We start from the raw sequence: 21,993 nt of genomic DNA, 5'->3' as shown, positions 1-21,993 counted from the left end.
AAATAACGAATTGAAGGAGTACCAATGGAAGATTATGAAGCGATATTAAATGCGATTATGGCACATTTAAATCCTAACGATATCCCCAAAGACGAGACGATTCCAGTTGGAATTTCTAATCGTCATATCCATTTAAGCCAAGCCGCGGTAGATAAATTATTTGGCAGTGATTACCAATTAACCAAACTAAAGGATTTATCTCAGCCTGGTCAATATGCCTGTAAGGAATGTTTGACGATTTGCGGACCCAGAGGTGTGATTGAAAAAGTTCGCATTTTAGGGCCAGTCAGAGGGGAGACGCAGGTAGAAATTTTGCAAAGTGATACCTTTAAGCTAGGGATTAAGGGAGCTTTGCGATTATCTGGCGATTTACGGAATACCCCTGGACTCACATTAATTGGTCCAAACGGTTCTTATGAGATCCAGCAGGGCGTCATTATTGCCAAACGTCATATCCATATGCTGCCGGAAGAGGCAGAGCGATTTGGTGTGACAGATGGGCAAATTGTCTCGATTGATTTTGAAGGTGAACGAGGCGGCAGCTTAAACAATGTAGTAATTCGCGCGACTGCGAATTCAGGCTTGGAGTGTCACATTGATACTGAAGAAGCCAATGCTCTTGGCGTGGTACCAGGAACATCAATAAAAATCAGAAAATAATTTAGGAGGAATACAAAAATGAAATCAGATGCATTAGGAATGATCGAAACAAAAGGCTTAATTGGCTCTATTGAGGCAGCGGACGCAATGGTGAAGGCGGCAAATGTTACCTTAGTCGGTAAAGAACGCGTTGGCGGCGGGATCGTAACGGTCTTGGTTCGTGGCGATGTTGGAGCAGTGAAAGCTGCTACAGATGCTGGTGCAGCAGCAGCGCAACGTGTGGGTGAGTTATTATCTGTTCACGTTATTCCACGTCCACATTCAGAAGTGGAAACCATTTTACCAACGACAAATGCCTAATTTTAAACACCTAAAAAGAGTCATACTTTAAAGTAAAAGACCTACCCACTTTCTTGATGAGCTGGCAGATCAGTCGGCGGTCATTGAAGCGGGCTAGGTCTTTTTTACGGCTTCAGGCACGTGGCTGTTAGTAGGCGGGATTTTTTTGAATTTACGATCAGAATCGGTTCTACATTCTGGTAGTAAAGTTATTTATAATTATGACATTAGTTATTAAATGAAATTGAATTTAATCTAAAATTAAAAAATAGTACAATTAGGATAACAATTCTTCAAATAAAAAAAGATTTTTACTTGTCTAAAGAGACGATTTTTCTTTGTAACATAAAATAATATTAGGTAAAAGGGGGTTTTGGTTAAAAAAATAGAATATTCCCATGCGGATAGTTTTGTGATATGATTAGCAAAAAATAATGAAAGTACATTTGACGGATAGGGTTTTATTAAGTTATGTCGTCTGTTTTTTATAGTTAAGGTGTAATCTATGAGAGAAGAAATAAAAAAAGCGGATATTATTGTTATAAAAGTTGGGACTAGTCTGCTAGTTTCCCCGGAAAGCGGTGTTCTTGAGTCCGCGATCGAGAAGCTGGCGGATGTATTGTCGGAGTTGATGGCATCAGGAAAGAGACTTCTTTTGGTTTCTTCAGGGGCGGTCGGAGCAGGGATTATTCAATTAGGCGAGGTCTCCAAATTTACGGCGGCGGCTGTGGGGCAGGGCCTGCTTACGAGCTTATATGAGTCCGCCTTCAAAAAGCAGAATCAAAGGATTGGTCAGCTGCTGCTAAGTCGGAATAATTTGACGGTCTCGGAGGATCGGCAGGTCTTCATTCAAACGATCCATGAGCTTTTAGACAATCGTATTTTACCGATTATCAACGAAAATGATGCGGTGACGGTAGATGATGGAGCGCACAGAACGAAGTTTGAAGACAATGATGAATTGTCCTTATTGATTGCTGAGGCGGTTGAAGCGGATCTGCTGATCATGCTGACGGATGTAAATGGTCTTTATTCGGAGAATCCTTTGGTGAATGAGGAAGCAAAAATGATTCGACATTTGAGTGAGATTGATCAGCGCCTATTAGAGGAATCTGATCCTCATTTAGGAGAGCTGAGTCGCGGCGGGATTCGCAGTAAGCTGAAAACAGCGACTGGTGCGTTGACGGCAAATATCTCAATGGTGTTGGCGAATGGTCGAAATCCTCATGTGCTGTTTGATATTTTGGCAGGACGTGAGATTGGTACATTATTCAAAAAATAGTAGCAGGGAGGAATGGAAGTGCTAAAAGTAGATGGACAGCTGTCCTTTTTCGAACAGCGGGAAACGATTCAAGCCGCATTGTTCGCTGGATTTACCTCTGAGAACGCCACGTTTCCAATTGCCAGTACGGAAATAGGCGAGGAGGTTCCGACGAAAGAGGCATTAGCAGCTAAGCTAAAAAAAGCGTTGACGACAAGTGAGCAGCCTGCGGATTATCATGCGGCGAGTCAGTATTCTGAAGCGGTGATCGATTTTGAATGGCGTGAAGCAACGGGTTTGGAAAAGCTATTTAGTACGGGGCCTTTCTTGGCGGATCGTGATCATGATTTTTTACCGGATGATTTGACAGTCCAAATGGTCCTGCCAGAAAAATGCAGCGGTTCCTTCATGGTTGCTGCGTGCAATGTTGCTTTTCGTTTGGGAATGGAAACGACGGGGCTTACGGATTGGCTGCTGACTGAGAAATATGAGGGTGGCCCAGCAATTCTGTTTCGTGAGGCGGCGGCTTGCCAAATGGTACAAGAGGATGAACTGGTTATTATAGAAGGTACTGGAAAAGAGTTAGAAGATTTTTCAGCGATAGTGTGCGAGCAATTTCCGAAGCTCTCCGCTTTTGAAACCTGGACTAGCTATCTGCAAAAATTGGTCGACAGTTTCTTAATGAAGAATCTAGATGGTCAATTAGCGTACACTGCTAGCCTTTCCTCGGAAAAGGCGACTGCCTATGTATCGCCTGAGTTCAATCAACGCCGGGAAGAAGTCGAACAGGCCTTTCCAGATACGACTTTTATTGATCACCGATCTATGGTGGAGGCTTACCAGCAAGAGTTTGATTTAACCTGGGAAGTGGATGAGTTTCTGAAGCTTTTATCCTCTGCGTATTCGGAAATCAAAGCAGGTGATCTGGTGGAAATCACCGGGGTTTTGAGTGAGAATCCGCTCGTGCGTGAGGAACTAACGCAAAAAATTCAAGCGGAATTGGCGGCTCGAAAGGCTGAAGGCACAGTCGAATTGGTTTGTGCTCATAAGCAGGGCTATTCATGGATCAACGACATCCTCCTGCCTAAACTAAAAAGTCAGAAAATTAAAAAGATTACAATTGCTTTCAAACCCTTTTTACCAGCTGGTGTGACTGAGTGGACCGACGAATCAGGAGCGACCCCAACCTATAATAATGTGGACGGTCATGATCCTGATAAATGGAATGACCTGCCGATTCGGTATTTGCAGGAGCTGTATCCGATTCAAGATAATCTGATGACGGCTTTTGATTTATCAGCGGATCAGGTTGAATTTGTCACCTATTCTGGATCAGAAGATTTGACCTATGAGGTTTCGGTTCAAACCGATCGTGAAGTAAAGAAGTGGAGCTATCTGGCCAGCTATTCTGAACGGCCGTATTTATCCGCCTATCCCGGCATGGGGAAGGTTCATCCGCCGACTGGGCGAGTGCAAGTAAAGGTCAATGGAGTCCGTTGCCTGGAGGAAACCTTTGCTACGGATGTTGAAAAAATCTGGAGGGCTTATCAGGATGAGGTTCTGCCAGAATGTCGTGCTTGGATCGAGGAGCAGGGAGAATTAACGCAAGCGCAGCAACCATTTTTTGCGCAATTGCAATTAGAAATTGCAGCCAGTGAACCGGATGAACGACTTGCAAGTCGAAATGATCTTTTATCCAGCTTAGATGCGTTGCATGAAGATTTGTATTTTGCAGGGGCGGATTATTTCAAAAATTACGGCATGGAAGTTAACGGCAAGATGTTCGAGGAGCCGGGTCTGATTTTACCAATAATCAGGCAAGAAATCGGCAGGCCAAGATTTAAAGCGACACTTTTAAAGCAGGTGAAAAAGACGGCTCAAATTATTGTAGAGGATCAGGTCGTGGCTCATCCGGCCGAACGTAAGGATGTCCATTGCACTCTTCAATCAATCAGTTATCAGCAGCAGAAGCTTGCCGCGACAATCCATGTTGAGGGAGCTGCGGCTCAGGTGGTGGAGGCCTACGCCAAGCTTTTTGAGCAAGGCTTAATCGCACAGGAGTTTAATTTTTGTTCGTTTGATCAAGTAGTTTTTCAGGTAGAAAATCAGCGGTTTATTGCTGAAAGCCGACCAAAGCAGCCAGAAATCGTTCAGGATTTGACGATCGATCGGATTGATTTATTTCCTGATCAGGTGATTGGGTATGAAGAATATTTGGCCATCATCCAACAATTGAAGCGAGTACCGCAGATCGCAGTTTATCAGATTGCTACGTCTTATTTGGGTCGTGAAATATATGCGATTGAATTACTGCCGCGGGCTGCTGCTTCAGGGTATGTCTCAAGAACGAAGCGTTTGACGAATTATCCGTCCGAAATCATCAACGCTCGTCATCACGCCAACGAGGTCTCGGGGACGAATGGCGCTTTCTTACTATTGAAGGAATTGCTGACGAATCCCAAGTATGAGGACATGGCAGATCGCTTAAATCTAGTGATCGTTCCTTTGGAAAATGTGGATGGCGCGGCGATTCATTATGAATTACAGAAGACGACCCCTGAGTGGAAGCTGCATGTGGCTCGCTTTAATGGTGTAGGAAAAGAGTTCTACCATGAGTATTTCAATCTCGAAACGCAGCATACCGAGGCTTTGGGAATGACTCGCTTATACGAACGATGTGTTCCTGATGTGATGGTCGATAACCATGGTGTGCCAACACATGAATGGGAGCAGCCGTTTTCCGGCTACACCTCTCCATCCTACAAAGGCTTCTGGCTGCCGCGTTCCTTACTGTATGGGTATTTTTGGGTACCGACGGATGAGAACTATCGCTCCAATATCGCGTTGAATAAACGGATTGAAGACGTGATCGCGGATGCGATCGGCGCCGTTCCAGAAATGAAGCGCTGGAATGAGGAATGGGCGGCACAATTTGAGGTCTATGCGCATCAATGGCTGCCGAAGCTGTTTCCGGCAGAATACTATAAAGAAATGATCAACTATTGGATCGGTTTTGCGGCAGACCCGCAGCACCGGTATCCATCAATTCGTTTTCCTTGGCTGACATCTGTAGCCTACACAAGTGAGGTTGCTGATGAGACGGCGCAGGGGGATTATTTGCGATTGTGTGCTGAAGCGCATGTGGTTCATGATTTGGCTACTATTGATTTGCTATTAGCGGCAACCGCACTTTATCAGACTTCAGCTGTGTTCACAGAAGAAGAAATAACTATCGGCTATACTCGGCTTCGACCGATTATTGCATCACAATAAGGAGGAAAAATTTATATGGAATTAGCTAAATTAATTGGTATTTTGATTGTTATTATTGGCTTTGCCTTGAAGTTAGATTCGATTCTAATCATTTTAGTGGCTGCGGTCGTTACGGCGATCACGGGTGGATTAGGAGTGGAAGGATTGTTGACGACCTTAGGAACGAGCTTTGTTTCTAACCGTTCGATGGCGATTTTTATTTTGATCATGCTGGTGACTGGTACTTTGGAGCGAAACGGCTTGAAGGAATCGGCGGCGAAGCTGATTGGAAAGATCAAAAATGCCTCGGCAGGCGCGGTAATTGGGGCGTATGGAGTGATGCGTTCTATCTTTGCGGCCTTCAACATTAGTTTTGGCGGTGTAGCGGGCTTTGTTCGTCCAATTATCATGCCAATGGTGATCGGTTCAATCGAAGCCAAGGGCAAGGAGCCAGAAGAGGAGTATGTTGAAGAATTAAAGGGAATGTCTTCAGGGATGGAAAACATTGCATGGTTCTTCTTCCAAGTATTATTTGTTGGGGGGCCGGGCGCATTGCTTGTTCAAGCGACATTGAAGGATCTAGGGTATGAAACAAGCTTGCTTGAATTATCCAAGGTTGAAATTCCGGTGGCATTATTTGCGGTCATCGTTGCGATTGTTTATTACTTCTTAAAAGACCGAAAATTATACAAAAAATACTACGGCAACAATAAATAGGGAGGGAAGCACATGTCATTTTTTCTAAGTCAGGACGTATTATTATCTGAGAAATTACTTGAAATCATTTATATTATTATGGGCGCGGTAGCTATTTATACCGGGATCAAAAACGCTCGCGATAAAGCCAATGCGACACCGATCGGAACAGCGATCTTTTGGTGTGCCTTAGGGGTCGTAATGATGTTTGGCCGATGGATTCCGCCAATGGTCAATGGTGGAATAGTTATCCTTATGACCTTGCCGCCAATCTTTAAAAAGGTCAGCAAAGGCAAGGAAAGTGCGCCGACAGAAACAGTTACTAAGAAAATGGCGGATAAGATCGGTATGAAGATTTTTATTCCGGCCTTATCAATGGGAATTTTTGCGATTATCTTTGCCGTGTTCACACAGCTAGGTGCCTTGGTTGGTGTCGGAGTTGGTGTGTTAGTGGCGATCGTTATTTTGATGGTTTATTCAAATTCAAACAAGCCGAAGGTATTCTTGGATGATGCTGAACGGATGCTGTCAACAGTAGGCCCGCTAAGCATGCTGCCAATGCTGTTGGCCAGCTTGGGAGCGATCTTTACAGCGGCTGGAGTCGGCGAAGTTATCTCTGAGCTTGTGGCGAAGGTTATTCCGAAGGGCAATGTGAATTTAGGAATCATTGTTTTTGCCATCGGTATGATGCTGTTTACTATGATTATGGGAAATGCCTTTGCGGCGATCACGGTAATGACGGTTGGGATCGGTGCGCCTTTCGTATTAGCATACGGGGCTGATCCGGTATTAATCGGTATGGTGGCGTTAACGTGCGGCTATTGCGGAACCTTGTGTACACCGATGGCGGCAAACTTCAATATCGTGCCAGTTGCCATGTTAGAGATGAAGGATCGCTTTGGCGTAATCAAGAATCAGGCCGTACTGGCAGTAATCTTTTTAGTTTTCCAAATCTGTTACATGATTTTATTTAAATAAACGAGTAAAGTAAGTATAGTAAAGGAAAGGTGACGAGTATGAAAGTATTGATTACCGGTTTTGACCCCTTTGGCGGAGCAGCGATCAATCCTGCTTATGAAGCAGTGAAACGTTTGCCAGATACGATTGAAGGCGCAGAAATTCATAAATTAGAAATCCCAACGGTTTTTAAAAAGGACGAAGAGGTTCTAGCAAAGGCGATAGAAGAGCAGCAGCCGGATATCGTTATATGTGTGGGACAAGCAGGCGGCCGATCAGATATCTCGATCGAAAAGGTTGCGATCAATTTGATGGAGGCGCGTATTCCAGATAATGAACAGCAGCAGCCATTAAACCAAGTGATTCATGAGGACGGCGAAACAGCTTACTTTGCGACGATTCCTGTCAAAGCGATGGTAAGCAACGTGAAAAAAGCTGGGATTCCGTCAAGTGTTTCTTATACAGCAGGGACTTTTGTCTGCAACGATATCATGTACCGCTTGCTCTATTTAGCAGATAAGCAAAAGAAAAACATCAAAGGCGGATTTATCCATGTGCCATATTTGCCGGAACAAGTTTTGGACTTGCCGGTAGGGACACCAAGCTTATCCGTCGAAACGATCGCCAAAGGTTTAGAGGCGGCCGTGGCAGCAGCAGTGACGACAGATGAAGATCAACATGTTGCAATGGGAACAATCATGTAATAATAAAAACACAGAAGAGGATCAAGCAGGTGATGATTGCTTGATCCTCTTTTTTATTATGCCGTTTTATACGATGAAGGGTTTGCCTGCCTGACTATTTTGTCACAGTTTCCCAAAATCGTTCCAACGTATCCAGTTGGGTCAGCTGACGGTTGCATTGGTTGCTGTCTGTACAAATGTAATTCCCTTTTTTTGTATAGGTTCCGTCTCCAGCTGATTTGGTGGTTGCTAAAAAGAAGGCGACAGTGCTGATTTGATTGCAGATGGCACAGTGGCCCTTTTGCACATCCGTGCTGAAGCTTCCATAAACACCCGTGAAACGTCCGTCGATTTTTCGAATCAGGTACTTACGGTTCGTTCCGCTGTCGTTCCAGCCTAAGTAGCTCAGCTCGTGAAAGTCCAATGTCGCAAGCTCAGGAAATTGCATCTTCTTAACTTTTCGAAAGCTTTTTTCGATTTGTTTTGTTGAAGGGGAATCCATTGGAATGGTGAAGCGTTTCATTTCCTCAAACAGCTTTTCAAATTTATCTCTAGTCAGCCCGGTATCGAGAAACTGATCCCAATAAGCTGCCAAGGAAGGGTCGCGCTTGAATAATTCTTCGGTCTTTCCTTGGATCAATGTTTGCAAAGTCAAGATGACCTGCTTGTCATTTACGGAATGGTACGCACTCACAAGTTCACTGATCTGCTGTTTGCAATACCAATATTCATAGGGTTGTAAAACAAATTTGTCTGTATTCATTATTTTCCTCGTTTCTTTTCTTTGAGGAAAATTTATTTCCGTCAAAGAACTAATCGTTTAATAGGTAACTGGATTGTTCTTTGAGCGTACGATACAAGATGAATATATCACCATGATCTCCTCCTAATGTTGCATGATTCTTGGATAGGATAAATCATTCTCGTACTTTCTACAAGTCTTTTTTCTTTTATCCCTGTAATTTTTAAGAAAAAGCGTATTTTCATCGATCAAAATAGTTGATAAAGTAAACTAAATATTTTATACTCAACTTAGTTGATAAAGTAAACTATTTAGCGAAAGGATGTGATAGCTGGTGGATACCCGTGATATTAGAAGCTTTAACCGATATTACACAAGAATTCTAGGAGTTTTTGATCAAACGGTTTTTGATTTGGATTATTCCATGAGCGAGATGCGGATATTGGGTGAGATTGGTCGCCATCCGAGTATTACGGCAAACGAATTGACAAAACGTTTAAATATTAAAAAGAGCTACCTGAGCCGGATATTAAGCAAGCTGGAGCGAAATGACTATATTTTTAAGGAGAAAAATCCCGAGGACAGCCGGAGTTTGCAGCTTTTTCTGACGGAAAAAGGGCTGGAATTGAACAAATACGTCGAGGCCGAATCAGATAAAAAGGTTTTGGAATTGCTGGAACCCTTGGATACCCAGAATTATCAGGAGTTGGTCACTGCTATGAAGACGATTGAACGAATATTAGGTAAGGTTGCTCCAGAGGAACAGAAAAACTAGTTAAAGGAGTCGATAAAATTGGCAGAAGTAACGATTGTCCCATTTGAAGAAAAATATACCCAAGAGGTCGTTGATTTGATCCTCCCCATCCAAAGAGAGGAATTTAACATTGATATCAGCATTGAGGATCAGCCGGATCTTTTGAGAATCAAAGAGGAGTATATCGATACCGGCGGGAATTTCTGGGTCGCGCTTTCCAATGGCCACGTGGTTGGAAGTATCGCGTTAGTGAAGCTGGAAAATCATTGCGGCGCCATCAAAAAAATGTTCGCAGCAAAAGAGTTCCGCGGTGAAAAGCAGGTGGGAAAGAAACTGCTGAACACGTTGATCTCGTATTGTGAGGATCAAGGCTATGAGCGAATCTATCTAGGAACGGTGGATGTGTTAAAAGCAGCACAAAAATTCTATAAAAAGAACGGCTTTGAATTGATTGCTAAGACTGAAATGCCGAAGGACTATCATTTAATGGACGTCGATACTGTATTTTTTATGAGAGAGCTGACAAAGGATTAGCTGCCTAAGCCCCTAGCTCCATCAAAAGTGGTGGAATTAGGGGGTCTTTGTCCATGTACATATAAAATAAAAATATCGCAAAAGAAATATATGCCCATTTTTTTATTTCATCATTAGCAATCAAAGCAAATGAACCGCCTTATCAAATCATTGCCAACCTGATAAACTGAGAGCATAAAGAAAACGAAGGAGGGTTTGCCATGAGCTTATTGAATTCGCCGATCCAGATTGGACGTTTAGAGATTGTGAATCGATTAGTTATGCCGCCGATGGCTACGGCGAAGTCCCAAGAAAATGGCGAGGTTACACGTGAGCTTTGTGAGTATTATGCTGAAAAATCGCGGGGCGGTCACATTGGTCTGATTATTACCGAGCATAGTTATGTCAGCCCCGCAGGCAAGGCTAGTAAAGGGCAAGTATCAATTGCTAAGGACAGCGATATTGCCGGCTTGGAGAAATTGGTTGAGACGATTCATCAAAATGGCTCAAAGACTTTTGCCCAGCTTGCTCATGCAGGAGGCTTAGCAAAAAAGGAAATCACTGGTTATGAGCCGCTAAGTGCCAGCGCAGTCGAGCTGCCTGAAACCGCCAGAAGTAAAACGATCCCTACTGAGATGACAGAAGAGGATATCCAGAAGCTCATCGCTGATTTTGCGGCGGCAGCCTTGAGAGCAAAGAGGGCTGGATTTGATGGCGTGGAGCTTCACTCCGCTCACGGTTATTTACTGAACCAGTTTTATTCTCCGCTAACCAATAGGCGGGAAGATCGCTATCATGGACATTCGATCGATGGAAGAATCCGGCTGCATTTAGATATCCTGCAAGCGATTCGCGAAATTGTAGGAGAGGATTATCCGGTTGCTATACGCTTAGGAGCGAGCGATCATTTGGCGGGTGGAACGACGATTGAGGACAGTGTGGCAGCAGCGAAGAAATTCGAAGAAGCCGGTGTTTGTTTGCTGGATATTTCTGGCGGCTTTAGCTTCTATACGAATCCCTATACCAAGGAACAGGGATATTTCAGTGATTTAACGGAGTCAATTAAACATAATGTCAGAATTCCGGTTTTATTAACTGGCGGGATTGTGGATGGCGTTGTCGCGGAACGGCTTTTACGGGAGGAAAAGGCGGATATGATCGGAGTGGGGCGTGCGATACTGAAGGATTCCGATTGGGCGAAGCAGGCAATTTCTTCATTAGGATAATACAGGATTGAACAGGTGAATAGAAATAAAAAAGGCAAACGCTCTTATTACTTTCATAATGGAAGGTAATAGGGGCGTTTGACTTTCATTTTGTAAAGTATTTTTCCAAAAAACTTTCGAATCATTCCGTTTTATTATGTCTGAAGAAATTCGGTGTTTGACCGGTTTCCTTTTGGAAAAGCTTGAATATGGAGGGGACACTTTTATAGCCGATTTTCATCGCAATCGTACTCAAGCTTTCGTCGGTCTCACTCATGAGTCGTTTCGCTTCGGATAACCGCTTTTGATCGATCAATTCTTGAAAGCTGCTGCCGGTTTTGTCCTTGAGCAGATTGCTTAGGTAGTTTTTATTGTAGCCGAATGTCTGTCCTAGTGATTTTAGTGAAACGTCTGTGTAGTTGTCGTTAATATATTTAAGGATTTGAATAAGCGGGTCATTCGTAGTTATTTTTTTGTTTGTGCTTATTACGGGTAAATGAGAGATTTCTACCATTAACGCACAATACAGTAGATTTATGAGCAGTTCCTTTTCTGAATTTCTGCGATTGAAAGCGGCTAATAGTAACGATTCTATCATTTTATTAGCGAGCGGATTTCCTGCTGTGTCTAAAATAATATAGTTGCCATGCTCGTGCTGTCCATTCGCGGCTTGAAAGAAAAAATCTGTTATTAAATTGCTGGAAGGAGAAAGGTTGGGCAATATACGATTTTGAATCGACTCATTCTCTAACAGGATATTGATAATGATGTCCTCTGAATCCACGTAATCGATTTGTTGAATCACTTTCTGATCCAAAATAACCAATTGCTCCTTTTCCAATTGAAACTTTTCACCGTTTAACCGCTGGGTACAGCTGCCGTTTAGCACATAGTTTATTTCGATAAAACTGTGAGTATGGGCGGGAGTATACGAAAATCTTGAATGCTTGTTCAGAGAGATATTTCCATACTTAAAAAAATCGACCTTAGGAATCTCAGGAACAATCGAGCTGTTGTAATTCAGATTCATCGTATTAATATTTTTTCCGGTCTTCTTTTGTAAATCCTCAAGGGCAGTGACTGCATGCAGCTGCTTTAGCAATTCCTTCATTTTTTTCTCTCCTCCTTTTCCGCTCATTTTATATCGACCGTGATTTCTTTATTACTAAAATAGCATATGACCTGTAAATTGGCTATAAACCTTCTTAGTATTTGAAATTGAAGCAAGGATATGAAAGCGGTTAATATATGGTTGCAAGAAGAAAGGAGTTTTAAAAAAATGGAGAGTAATACTAAAAAGAAGTCTTTGGTCAAGGAATATAGCCCATTGGCAACGGCTGCCGGGATTGGATCAATGCTGGGATCAGGATGTATCGTTGGACTTTCCGCGACAATTCCGGTGTGGCAAAGAGGATTGGACCTGACAACGGCGCAGGTTGGTTTTATTTCAGGGGGCTTAACATTCGCTATTGCCTTTGGTTCATTATTTGCTGGGAAAATCACCAGCTTGTTCGGCTTATTCAAATCATTTAACTGGATTAATTTATTTTATGCCATTGGTTCTGCTATTTGTGTCTTTTCAGGAAGCTTTGGGATGTTATTGGCCGGAGTATTAGTGATGGGCGTTGCTTCTGGAGCGGATTTGCCGATCAGCCTGACGGTTGTCTCCCACGACGCACCCGATGAAAAAACATCAGCGGAGCTGGTATCGTCAACTCAGATTTTTTGGCAGGTAGGGATTTTCATTTCGTATATTTGTTCCTTTTTGCTATCTGGAGTCAGCGGCGTCTTAGGTGCGCGGATCGTATTTGCCATTTTGCTTACATTCTCTTTGTTTACTTGGATTTGGCGCACTCTTTCTAAAAAATTCAAGCATTTTCATGAAGAAGGCGTCAAGCGTCAGCAGCAAATCAAGGCAGAAACGGTTGGAAAACAAGAGGTCTCCATTAAGTCCGTACTGTTTGGAGAAAATAAAAACAAATTCTTAGGCTATTTCCTAGCGATTCTCATTTTCTATGTTTGCTGGAACCTGCTGGCCAATACATGGGGGCAATTTCAAACCTATGCCCTTACAAATGCAGGGGCGTCTCAGTCTCAAGCGACTGGTTTGGGAATCGTGCTGAATATTGTTTCACTAGTAACAACGATTTTATTTGCGTCAGTTTCAGGTGGAAAATATCGAAACAAAGCGTTCTTTGTCGGTGCCTTTGTTCAATTTATGGCAATGCTGGGCATGGCCATCATTGGTGGCGGAACAGGATTTATTATGCTGGCGATCACGATTGGCTTTTACAATTTTGGGAATCCGATGGCGGGAGAAGCGATCTATAAGGTTTGGACGCAGGAATCGTTCCCAGCGGAAGTGCGAGCATCCATTCAAGGATTCATCAACGGCTTTTCTCGGGTATGCTGCGGATTGTTCGCCTTTGTTACACCCTTTTTAGTGGCTCCCGGAAAAATTCAAACTTCTATGTACGGGTTTGCCGGAATTGTTTTGTGTGCGACCTTTGCCGGAATCATCATGATGCGGCTGCAAAAGAAAAATAAAACAACACAGTATGAGCCAGTCGATGACAACGAGCTCAATACGGATAATGTATAGGTGGGGAAATCGATGATAAAAGAAGATCAAACAAGATGGCTTTGGTATCCAGGCGATTTTGAGATAAGACAGGGCTTGCTGCAGAATTTTTCAAGAGAAGAACGCAGCTATGATTGGCCGGCTTATTGGAACATGGATGACTGTCATAAAAATGTTAAATTCAAACGGTATTATGATCTGGCGGATGAGACCAGCTTTGTTGTTCACGCAGTTGGTATTGGATACGCTGAAGTAAATGGAAAAAAATATCCCTTTGGCGAGAAAATTCATTGTGCGTCAGGTAAAAATAAGGTTCGCGTATTCGTCGGTAACACAGAGGGACTGCCGGCAATGTATATTGAAGGCGAAGTCATTAAAAGTGATATCGGCTGGGCAGCAAGTAATTTTATCGAGGAGCTGCCAGCAGGTTGGAGTGCTTTATATTTAACGCAGGATCGTGATCCTAACAAGGTTTACTTCGCGACCGAGACGGTTCAGGCTGTGTCAGTAGCGGAATGTCAGGGTGGCGTATTGATTGATTATGGGCGCGCGATTTTTGGAACGATCGCCATCAAGAAATTGAATACGGCTAAGCCTGTGACGATTTGCTACGGGGAATCGGATGCGGAAGCGCTGGACATTGAAATGTGCTATTACAAAGAGGAAAATGCGGTGGCGGATACAGTTCCTAGAAAACGTGCGTTTCGCTATTTATTCATTCCTGAACTCACACCAGAGCAGGTGGAAATCGATGCGATCCATGAGTTTATCCCATTGGAGAATCAAGCCTCATTCCATTCGGATAATGCGCTGATGAACAAAATTTGGGATATCTCTGTTGAGACCTTCACCTTGTGCAGCGGGCTGTTCTTCCTTGATGGAATCAAGCGAGATCGCTGGATTTGGTCAGGAGATGCGTATCAAAGCTATTTCATCAATCAGTATTTGTTCTTTGATGAGGATATCAATACGAGAACTATGTTGGCACTTCGAGGTCAAAATGAGATCAAGCAGCACATGAATACGATCGTTGATTACTCTATCTTATGGATCATCGCAGTAGAAAATCATTATATGATGTCTGGCAATGTTGAATTTTTGAAACAAATCTATCCGAAAATGAAGAGCTTGATGGATTATTTGATGGCTCAAACAGATGAGCTTGGCTTTATTTATGGAAGAGAAAAGGACTGGATCTTTATTGACTGGTCTGAAATGGACAAAGATGGTACCTTAGCGGCTGAGCAGGTCTTATTACTTAAGGCTTATAACGCGATGATCGTTTGCGGATCGATCGTAGGGGAAAATACTGCTGAATATAGCCAAAAATATACTGTACTGGAAAAAAATCTGATGACTTATTTCTGGGATGAGGAAAAGGGCGCCTTCATTGATTCTTATCAATCAGGCAACAGACATGTAACCAGACACGCCAACATTTTTGCTGTGCTGTTCGATTTTGTCGACGAAACGAAAGCAGACAAAATTCTGAAGAATGTACTATTGAATGATGAGATTACTCAAATCACAACACCATACTTCAAATATTATGAGCAAGATGCATTGTGTAAATTAGGACAGACCCAGACCGTTTATCAAATCATTTGTGATTACTGGGGCGGCATGGTCGAACAAAACGCGGTGACTTTCTGGGAGGAATACATTCCTGAAGAGACCGGCAATGATGTGTATGAGATGTATGGCGATCCTTTTGGCAAAAGCCTATGTCATGCTTGGGGTGCTAGTCCGATTTATTTGATTGGAAGATATTTCGCCGGTATCAGCCCAACTTCTCCTGGCTATGCCACGTTTCTAATTGAACCGCAATTGGCGTGCTTCTCCGAACTGGAAAGCACCTTCCCGGTTAAAAATGGTTCTGTCACACTCAAAAAGAATAAGGATCAGCTGATTGTTCGTTCAACAAAAGAGGGCGGTACCCTTAAACTGAATGGGGAAGCGTTCGAGTTAGCAGCAAACCAAGAATACACTTTTGAATTAGCAAATGAGCTGGCAGAAAATTTAAGCTAGCCTGAAAAGCGGCATAAGGAGGGCGGAGCATTGGAAAATACAAAGATTAGGTTGATTGAAAAAATTGGTTTTGCTTTAACGAATCTTGGAAACATTCCGATCATGACGTTATTGAATACCTATCTGTTGATCTTTTATACAGATGTTGTTGGAATTAGTCCCGCAGTAGTTGGTACGTTGTTTTTAATTTCTCGGCTGTTAGATGGAGTAAGCGATCCGTTGCTGGGCTTCTTGATCGACCGTTTTCCCAAAACAAGATTTGGAAAATACAAGCCGATCTTAGTTTTAGGGACGATCATCTGCTGTATCAATTATCTGCTAGTTTGGTTTTCGCCACTGATGTTTTCAGGCCAGAAGATTCTGGCGATCAGTGTCTCATACATTCTTTTGGGAATCACCTTTGATCTGATGGACATTCCGTTGAACAGCTTAATCCCTGTATTAACGGGTCGCGAATCTGAGCGAAATGTTTTGTCTTCGATAAAAGGGGTTTCCTACACTGTTGGGCCAACGTTATTAAACATCGCTGCGCCTTTGATTCTTGCCAGCTACAGTAATCAAGTCTCTGGCTATCTGCTGCTGATTATCGGAACAGTGATTGTAGTCGCTTTTTTTACGATCATTGGGACTTTGACGCTTAAGGAGCGTGTGATCGAGGAGATCGATCACACTAAAGAGAAGAAGAATTACTCAATTAAAGACGCGGTAAAGATTCTGAAGGTCAGAGAAGTAGCGACACTTTTTATCAGTATGCTGTTTATCACTGCGGCTACCAATATTTTTAATGGTTCGCTGCTGTATTATTTAAGCTACATTATTAAGGATACTCGATTGCTCAGCTTGGCTAGCTTTTTGGGATTATTCGGCGCATTAGGAGCGGGTGTGATCGTACCAAGTTTGTCTAAAAAAATTGGCAAGATAAAGCTATACACGGCTGCACTGGTACTAATCAGCGGGGCAATGCTGCTTTTGATCGGCTTTAAGAGTTCGCGACTGGTCTTTTTGATCGGCTATGTGCTGGTACAGTCTGGATTAGGCTTTACGAACACGCTGCAATACAGTATTTCAGCAGATAATGTCGATATCATACGAAAAAAATTGGGCTTTGAACCAGCCGCATTAATCGCATCACTAAACTCTCTCATTATGAAATTTGCAATGGCAGTAGGAGGTGCGATCCCTGGCTTTATTCTATCCTACACTGGCTATGTAGCGAATCAGGAGCAGGTGGGGAGTGCGTCAACCGGGATCATCGTGGCAACTTTTGTGATTCCTTTTGTGTTATACGTTTTGACGATGCTGGTCTTTAATTATGGTTACGGCTTTTCACCCAATAAATCATTTTCAAAAGAAAATAGGAAATCCTCTGTGTGAAAGTCGAAATGGATTAAAAAATACTCTTCAATATATAGAGAGATAAGTGTTAATTGAAACCAAGGTCTGCTATCTGCGAGATCTTGGTTTTTTTGATTTGATTTTTCCTGCTAGACTCCCCGAGCGAAAAAGTGAATTATCCTCTTGACAAATGAACGACCATTCATATATAATTAAATAAAACATATGATCACATGCACATATGTAAATATTGTCATGCGAAAAGAGGAGTTAACTATGGAAAAAGCGAACGTGAACATCCACGATCACGAGACAGGGCACAACCACGACCACGATCATCATAGTCACGATCATGATCACAGTCATGGCGGAGGTTTTACGATTTTTATGTTTTTTGTTGGTATTGCGGCTTTTATTGGCGGCTATATTTTAGAAGGGAGCAATGAGCTTTATTCAAATGCGGCCTTTATTATCGCGGTTGTTACCGCGGGCTATCATATCATTCTTGAGGGCTTAGGGGATACCTTCAAGGATTCCATCAGTGCCAGAAAATTTCAACCGAATGTCCACTTTTTGATGGCGTTGGCGGCGGCTGGCGCGATCGCGATTGGGAATTATGAAGAGGCGGCGATGCTGATTGTCATTTTTGCAGCGGCTCATTTTTTGGAGGCCTATGTTGATGGCAAGAGCAAACGAGAAATAACGAATTTGCTAAACATGAACCCAACGGAAGCCAGAGTGCTTTCTTCTGATGGCAGCACAGAGGTTGTTCCTGTTGAAAAGGTAAAGATCGGCGATATTCTGCAGGTTTTGAATGGCGATCAAGTACCCACAGATGGGATTGTCCGAACAGGAACGACTGCGATCGATGAATCTTCTATCAATGGAGAGAGTATTCCGAAAGAAAAAACGGTCGGTGATGAAGTTTACGGCAGCACAATCAATGGTGCGGGAACCTTCACGATGGAGGTCACAAAGGACAGCTCAGAGACGGTCTTTTCCAAAATCCTGCAGCTGGTCAATCAGTCGCAGAAGAGCTTGACGAAGACAGCGACGTTGATTCAACGAGTAGAACCTAAATATGTCACGGTTGTCTTGGTGCTGTTTCCCTTTGTTCTTTTGGCAGGTCCTTATATTTTCGGCTGGAGCTGGGAATTGAGTCTGTATCGCAGTATGGTGTACTTAATTTCTGTTTCGCCCTGTGCGTTAGCGGCCAGTGCGGTACCGACGACATTGGCGACGATCTCTAATTTGTCTAAAAAGGGAGTATTGGTGAAGGGCGGCGCCTATTTATCAACATTACAGGGCTTAAAGGCAATCTCCTTTGATAAAACGGGTACATTGACAAACGGCAAACCGCAAGTCACAGATTATTCTTTCGAGCAGGCGCTGGATCAAGACGCGTTGATTGATCTGATTGTGGCGATGGAGAAGCAAACGAATCATCCATTAGCTGCGGCGATCATCAATAAATTCACCGTTAAAAACGAACTCGAGTTGGAGGTGGAAAATGAAGTCGGCCGCGGTTTGTCAACGATCTATCAGGGCGAGCATTATCGCATTGGCAAACCGACCTCGTTTGAAAAGGTCTCGTTTGTTTATAAAGAAAAGGAAAGACAGCTTTCTTCGGAAGGAAAGACCGTTGTATTTATTGGGAAAAATGAAACGGTTATCGGCTTGATTGCTTTAATGGATGTGCCCAATTGCTACGCAAAAGATGCCATCCGCTATTTCAAAGAAGCCGGGCTTCATACGACGATGATCACCGGAGATGGGAAGCTTACTGGCGAGGCAGTAGGGAAACAGATTGGTGTCGATGAGGTTGCAGCAAACGTGATGCCGGAGGACAAGGCCGCGATCGTTCAAGAACAGCAAAGGAAATACGGATCAACAGGGATGCTGGGAGACGGAATCAATGATGCACCTGCGCTGGTTACCGCTGATGTCGGTATAGCGATGGGAGATGGAACAGACGTGGCGATGGATGTGGCTGATTTGGTATTGATGAAAAATGATTTGTCCAAATTAGTCTATGCCCACAAGCTCAGCAAAAAGATGGATAAGGTGACGTGGCAGAACATCGCATTCTCCATGTTTGTCGTCCTATTCTTGGTTACCTTGAACTTTTTAGGGAAGATGGATATTACCATCGGTGTCATTCTCCATGAAGGCAGCACGATCGTAGTGATTTTAAATGCCCTTAGAATGTTAAAGACACCTAAAAAACTTTTAAATGATTGAAAACTTTTTAAAAAAGAGAAATGGACCGATCACAAAAGAACGTGATCGGTCCATTTTTTTTGCAGCTGACTTATAATTCGGCTTTTAGGATTTGTTTCGCAATGACATCCGTGGTGATCAGGTCAGTGATCAGCTGATTTTTGCAGGAATAATAGACACCTGACCACTTATCCTCGTGATACGCCAAAGCCACGACCTGCGGAATTTTCTTAAGGTCTTCAATTCCGATGCCGATAACATTCGTATTTGTGACATGATCGACCTCGACGCCGTTTTTATCGAAAAATCGGGAGTTCATATCGCCAACGACCTGCAGATCATGCAATTCCTTGATGTCAGACTCTGAAAGGTACCCAATTTCCTGCATGGTATTAATGTGATAAGGGGAGGAGATACTGACAATTGCCAGATCCACCTGCTTTGCCTCCTCAAGAATCTCACGAATGTATTCATTGTTTTCAAACTCAGCACGTATGGTAGGGTTGCTGACTAGTGCAGGGGTATATAAATATTTTGATGAGCTTCTCGTCTTTCTTGCGAACTCGTAGCAAAGCTGATTGGAGTGAATATCAAAATTATTTATTCCCATCCCGCCAATAAGAGGAATAAAGACCTTGTCAGAATACGATTCAAACGGAAACTGGGTGACCAATGCTTTGATCGATTTCCCCCAAGAGAGTCCGATTGATTGGACATTTTCAATTTTTCCTTTGATTGCCAAAGCGGCAGTTTGCCCCAAGACCTTCTCAATTTCTGAGGTGGAGAGATTATTCGTATCAATGACTGTCGCTGATTTAAGACCAAATTTTTCCTCAAGCTTGTTCTCTAGCTCAACTGAGTAGACCTCTTCACTATTAAAGAAAAATTCAATGAAGCCTTGGTTTCTCGCGGCAACCAGCCATTTCGAGATCAGGGATCTGGAAACCCCGAGTTTTTTGGATATTTGTACTTGGGTCAATCCTTCTTTGTAATAGAGAGTAGCCACCTTGATCAGGTTTCTCTCTTCAGATTTATTCATGTCAAAACCTCCTATTGAAGAATGCTGTAAAAGACTCTTCTTCATCTTATACTAAAAACCCTAAAAAAAAAAGTTAAAAATCCCAATTGACATAAATTGTGTCACCTGCTATTATGAACTCGAACATACCAAGTGACACGAGTTGTGTCATATGGTATGGAATCGCGCGCGCGTAGCAAATTCTACAAGAGGAGGAAGGTTATGGATTTTTTAGTTAAATTATCAGACGGTTTTATTGGGATGTTTCAAGCAGGGGCTGAGACCTTTGTCGGCTTTCTAACAGGGATCATTCCATTGCTGATCACATTGATTCTTTTTGTAAACGCTTTGATTAAAATCATTGGCGAGGAAAGAGTGTTTGGGTTCATGCAAATGTGCACGAAGTTTTTCGTTTTACGCTATACACTGATTCCGTTTTTAGCTTGTTTTTTCCTAACAAACCCAATGTGTTACACATTCGGCCGATTTTTAAAGGAGGAGCATAAAGCTGCTTATTACGATGCAACCGTATCGATGGTTCACCCAATTGTTGGTCTGTTTCCTCATGCGAATGCTGCAGAACTTTTTGTTTATTTAGGTGTTGCCCAAGGCTTTGCTAAGGTCGGGAACCAAAGCGAGCTGGCGCTGAGATATCTAATGGCCGGTTTTGTCGTGATTCTTATTCGCGGAGTTATCACCGAACGAATTGCAGCTGTTTTATCCAGTCGAGACAAGAAAAAAGCAGTGAATGCTTAGAGTGAAGGCGGAGGGAAAAAAATGAGTAAAAAAGTGATTGTTCATAAAGGAAAAGGCGGATGGGGCGGCCCATTAACACTTGTTCCAGATCATAAAAAGCAATATGTCATCAGTGTGACCGGCGGCGGCATTCATCCGGTGGCTGAGAAAATTGCTGAATTAACGGGAACGAAAGCTGTGGATGCGTTCAAAAATCCGGTTGAAAAGGAAGAAACACTGGCTGCTGTAATCGATTGCGGCGGGACCGCTCGCTGCGGCACCTATCCGCGAATGAATATTCCGACGGTCAATGTAAAGCTTCAGGCACCTTCTGGACCGTTATCCAAATTTATGACAGAGGACATCTTTGTTTCAGGAACAACGATCAACGATCTTGAATTGGTCACAGGCAAGGCTGCCGATGAGATCGCGGCAGAGGAAATCCAACCAGAACCTAAGGCTTCAATAGTAGAAGAAAAACCAACCGAGAGCACCAAACCAGATCCTGCACCAAATGGAAAACGAGGCTTCATCGGCTTTATCGATAAAATTGGTCGGGCAGCCGGTAACTTCATTAATATTATGTACCAAGCGGGAAGAGAAACGATTGAAACAGTGATGACGAACATTCTCCCGTTTATGGCATTTGTTGCTACATTGATCGGAATAATAAATTATACCGGAATCGGCGATTTGATCGCGAAGGTCTTGTCTCCGTTGGCGGGCAGTCTGATTGGACTGGTTGTGTTAGGCTTGATCACTAGTTTGCCTTTCTTGTCTCCATTATTAGCGCCGGGAGCGGTTATTGCTTCGGTTATCGGTCTATTGATCGGAACAGAAATTGCAAACGGAACCATCCCAGCACATTATGCGCTGCCTGCATTATTTGCCATTAATTCTCAGGTAGGCTGTGATTTTGCTCCAGTTGGGATGACCTTAGGAGAGGCGGACCCTGAAACAATTTCAACTGGGGTACCGGCGATTCTGTTTTCACGTGTGATTACAGGTCCCTTGGCAGTAGTAGTTGCCTACTTCATGTCATTCGGACTTTAAAAAAAATAGAGACAAACTATA

Annotated in this window: 19 protein-coding genes; 16 read left to right on the top strand and 3 right to left on the bottom strand. The window is 43.1% G+C overall.

Annotation, left to right across the window (positions count from 1 at the left end; all coding sequences use genetic code 11):
• The first annotated feature begins 24 nt into the window (after nucleotides 1–24).
• The 7 genes from JZO85_RS06510 to pcp all read left to right on the top strand — a co-directional run bounded on the left by JZO85_RS06510 (nucleotide 25) and on the right by pcp (nucleotide 7,809).
• Entirely contained in the window at nucleotides 25–660 is a 636-nt protein-coding gene (locus tag JZO85_RS06510; RefSeq protein WP_207107697.1) for a phosphate propanoyltransferase, read from the top strand.
• Nucleotides 661–678: 18 nt separating this feature from the next.
• Nucleotides 679–960: a BMC domain-containing protein gene (locus tag JZO85_RS06505; RefSeq protein WP_207107696.1), complete on the top strand. Its 282-nt coding sequence runs from the start codon at nucleotides 679–681 to the stop codon at nucleotides 958–960.
• 484 nt (nucleotides 961–1,444) lie between these two features.
• Entirely contained in the window at nucleotides 1,445–2,221 is a 777-nt protein-coding gene (proB, locus tag JZO85_RS06500) for a glutamate 5-kinase (protein WP_207107695.1), read from the top strand.
• An 18-nt stretch (nucleotides 2,222–2,239) separates the two neighbouring features.
• Entirely contained in the window at nucleotides 2,240–5,473 is a 3,234-nt protein-coding gene (locus JZO85_RS06495) for a M14 family zinc carboxypeptidase (RefSeq protein WP_207107694.1), read from the top strand.
• A gap of 15 nt (nucleotides 5,474–5,488) precedes the next feature.
• Nucleotides 5,489–6,169: a 5-oxoproline transporter, DUF969 family subunit gene (locus tag JZO85_RS06490; RefSeq protein WP_207107693.1), complete on the top strand. Its 681-nt coding sequence runs from the start codon at nucleotides 5,489–5,491 to the stop codon at nucleotides 6,167–6,169.
• A gap of 12 nt (nucleotides 6,170–6,181) precedes the next feature.
• Entirely contained in the window at nucleotides 6,182–7,126 is a 945-nt protein-coding gene (locus tag JZO85_RS06485; RefSeq protein ID WP_207107692.1) for a DUF979 domain-containing protein, read from the top strand.
• 38 nt (nucleotides 7,127–7,164) lie between these two features.
• Nucleotides 7,165–7,809: a pyroglutamyl-peptidase I gene (pcp, locus tag JZO85_RS06480; RefSeq protein WP_207107691.1), complete on the top strand. Its 645-nt coding sequence runs from the start codon at nucleotides 7,165–7,167 to the stop codon at nucleotides 7,807–7,809.
• 94 nt (nucleotides 7,810–7,903) lie between these two features.
• On the opposite strand, the gene JZO85_RS06475 is transcribed toward pcp, so the two are convergent.
• On the bottom strand, nucleotides 7,904–8,551 hold the full coding sequence (locus JZO85_RS06475; protein ID WP_207107690.1) for a FusB/FusC family EF-G-binding protein: 648 nt from the start codon (nucleotides 8,549–8,551) through the stop codon (nucleotides 7,904–7,906).
• Between the two features lie 313 nt (nucleotides 8,552–8,864).
• On the opposite strand from JZO85_RS06475, the gene JZO85_RS06470 reads away from it, so the two are divergent.
• The 3 genes from JZO85_RS06470 to JZO85_RS06460 all read left to right on the top strand — a co-directional run bounded on the left by JZO85_RS06470 (nucleotide 8,865) and on the right by JZO85_RS06460 (nucleotide 11,023).
• Entirely contained in the window at nucleotides 8,865–9,305 is a 441-nt protein-coding gene (locus tag JZO85_RS06470; RefSeq protein ID WP_207107689.1) for a MarR family transcriptional regulator, read from the top strand.
• Nucleotides 9,306–9,323: 18 nt separating this feature from the next.
• A complete protein-coding gene (locus JZO85_RS06465) occupies nucleotides 9,324–9,818 on the top strand; it encodes a GNAT family N-acetyltransferase (RefSeq protein ID WP_207107688.1) in 495 nt (164 codons plus the stop codon).
• Between the two features lie 200 nt (nucleotides 9,819–10,018).
• Entirely contained in the window at nucleotides 10,019–11,023 is a 1,005-nt protein-coding gene (locus JZO85_RS06460) for an NADH:flavin oxidoreductase (protein WP_207107687.1), read from the top strand.
• Nucleotides 11,024–11,144: 121 nt separating this feature from the next.
• Here the strand turns inward: JZO85_RS06460 and JZO85_RS06455 are convergent, their stop codons facing one another.
• Nucleotides 11,145–12,113: an AraC family transcriptional regulator gene (locus JZO85_RS06455; RefSeq protein ID WP_207107686.1), complete on the bottom strand. Its 969-nt coding sequence runs from the start codon at nucleotides 12,111–12,113 to the stop codon at nucleotides 11,145–11,147.
• Between the two features lie 168 nt (nucleotides 12,114–12,281).
• On the opposite strand from JZO85_RS06455, the gene JZO85_RS06450 reads away from it, so the two are divergent.
• The 4 genes from JZO85_RS06450 (at nucleotide 12,282) to JZO85_RS06435 (ending at nucleotide 19,187) form a co-directional block, all read left to right on the top strand.
• On the top strand, nucleotides 12,282–13,604 hold the full coding sequence (locus tag JZO85_RS06450; protein ID WP_207107685.1) for an MFS transporter: 1,323 nt from the start codon (nucleotides 12,282–12,284) through the stop codon (nucleotides 13,602–13,604).
• 12 nt (nucleotides 13,605–13,616) lie between these two features.
• Nucleotides 13,617–15,611, top strand: a complete 1,995-nt coding sequence (locus tag JZO85_RS06445) for an alpha-L-rhamnosidase-related protein (protein ID WP_207107684.1) — start codon at nucleotides 13,617–13,619, stop codon at nucleotides 15,609–15,611.
• Nucleotides 15,612–15,641: 30 nt separating this feature from the next.
• Nucleotides 15,642–16,985 (top strand): MFS transporter, encoded by a 1,344-nt coding sequence (locus JZO85_RS06440; protein WP_207107683.1) that lies wholly within the window; start codon nucleotides 15,642–15,644, stop codon nucleotides 16,983–16,985.
• A gap of 237 nt (nucleotides 16,986–17,222) precedes the next feature.
• Nucleotides 17,223–19,187: a heavy metal translocating P-type ATPase gene (locus tag JZO85_RS06435; RefSeq protein ID WP_207107682.1), complete on the top strand. Its 1,965-nt coding sequence runs from the start codon at nucleotides 17,223–17,225 to the stop codon at nucleotides 19,185–19,187.
• Nucleotides 19,188–19,257: 70 nt separating this feature from the next.
• Here the strand turns inward: JZO85_RS06435 and JZO85_RS06430 are convergent, their stop codons facing one another.
• Nucleotides 19,258–20,205 carry a sugar-binding transcriptional regulator gene (locus JZO85_RS06430; RefSeq protein WP_207107681.1) on the bottom strand — a complete coding sequence of 316 codons (948 nt, stop codon included), beginning with the start codon at nucleotides 20,203–20,205 and terminating at the stop codon, nucleotides 19,258–19,260.
• A gap of 201 nt (nucleotides 20,206–20,406) precedes the next feature.
• Between JZO85_RS06430 and srlA the strand changes: the two genes are divergently transcribed.
• Together srlA and srlE are read left to right on the top strand one after the other, a co-directional pair.
• Entirely contained in the window at nucleotides 20,407–20,940 is a 534-nt protein-coding gene (srlA, locus tag JZO85_RS06425) for a PTS glucitol/sorbitol transporter subunit IIC (RefSeq protein ID WP_207107680.1), read from the top strand.
• A 21-nt stretch (nucleotides 20,941–20,961) separates the two neighbouring features.
• Complete coding sequence (gene srlE, locus JZO85_RS06420) at nucleotides 20,962–21,972, top strand: PTS glucitol/sorbitol transporter subunit IIB (protein ID WP_207107679.1); 1,011 nt, start codon at nucleotides 20,962–20,964, stop codon at nucleotides 21,970–21,972.
• Nucleotides 21,973–21,993: the final 21 nt, after the last annotated feature.

Origin of the sequence: Candidatus Enterococcus murrayae (assembly GCF_017315985.1) — a bacterium.
In the GTDB taxonomy this organism is placed as follows: domain Bacteria; phylum Bacillota; class Bacilli; order Lactobacillales; family Enterococcaceae; genus Enterococcus_A; species Enterococcus_A murrayae.
The sequence above is the reverse complement of the archived record's forward strand: the minus strand, read 5'-3'. Positions and strand labels throughout refer to the sequence as shown.

Coding starts and splice junctions, on each gene's coding strand:
- srlE (WP_207107679.1), top strand. CDS start 20,962: ATGAGTAAAAAAGTGATTGTTCATAAAGGAAAAGGCGGATGGGGCGGC.
- JZO85_RS06490 (WP_207107693.1), top strand. CDS start 5,489: ATGGAATTAGCTAAATTAATTGGTATTTTGATTGTTATTATTGGCTTT.
- JZO85_RS06485 (WP_207107692.1), top strand. CDS start 6,182: ATGTCATTTTTTCTAAGTCAGGACGTATTATTATCTGAGAAATTACTT.
- JZO85_RS06445 (WP_207107684.1), top strand. CDS start 13,617: ATGATAAAAGAAGATCAAACAAGATGGCTTTGGTATCCAGGCGATTTT.
- proB (WP_207107695.1), top strand. CDS start 1,445: ATGAGAGAAGAAATAAAAAAAGCGGATATTATTGTTATAAAAGTTGGG.
- JZO85_RS06505 (WP_207107696.1), top strand. CDS start 679: ATGAAATCAGATGCATTAGGAATGATCGAAACAAAAGGCTTAATTGGC.
- JZO85_RS06455 (WP_207107686.1), bottom strand. CDS start 12,113: ATGAAGGAATTGCTAAAGCAGCTGCATGCAGTCACTGCCCTTGAGGAT.
- pcp (WP_207107691.1), top strand. CDS start 7,165: ATGAAAGTATTGATTACCGGTTTTGACCCCTTTGGCGGAGCAGCGATC.
- JZO85_RS06475 (WP_207107690.1), bottom strand. CDS start 8,551: ATGAATACAGACAAATTTGTTTTACAACCCTATGAATATTGGTATTGC.
- JZO85_RS06435 (WP_207107682.1), top strand. CDS start 17,223: ATGGAAAAAGCGAACGTGAACATCCACGATCACGAGACAGGGCACAAC.
- srlA (WP_207107680.1), top strand. CDS start 20,407: ATGGATTTTTTAGTTAAATTATCAGACGGTTTTATTGGGATGTTTCAA.
- JZO85_RS06510 (WP_207107697.1), top strand. CDS start 25: ATGGAAGATTATGAAGCGATATTAAATGCGATTATGGCACATTTAAAT.
- JZO85_RS06460 (WP_207107687.1), top strand. CDS start 10,019: ATGAGCTTATTGAATTCGCCGATCCAGATTGGACGTTTAGAGATTGTG.
- JZO85_RS06430 (WP_207107681.1), bottom strand. CDS start 20,205: ATGAATAAATCTGAAGAGAGAAACCTGATCAAGGTGGCTACTCTCTAT.
- JZO85_RS06450 (WP_207107685.1), top strand. CDS start 12,282: ATGGAGAGTAATACTAAAAAGAAGTCTTTGGTCAAGGAATATAGCCCA.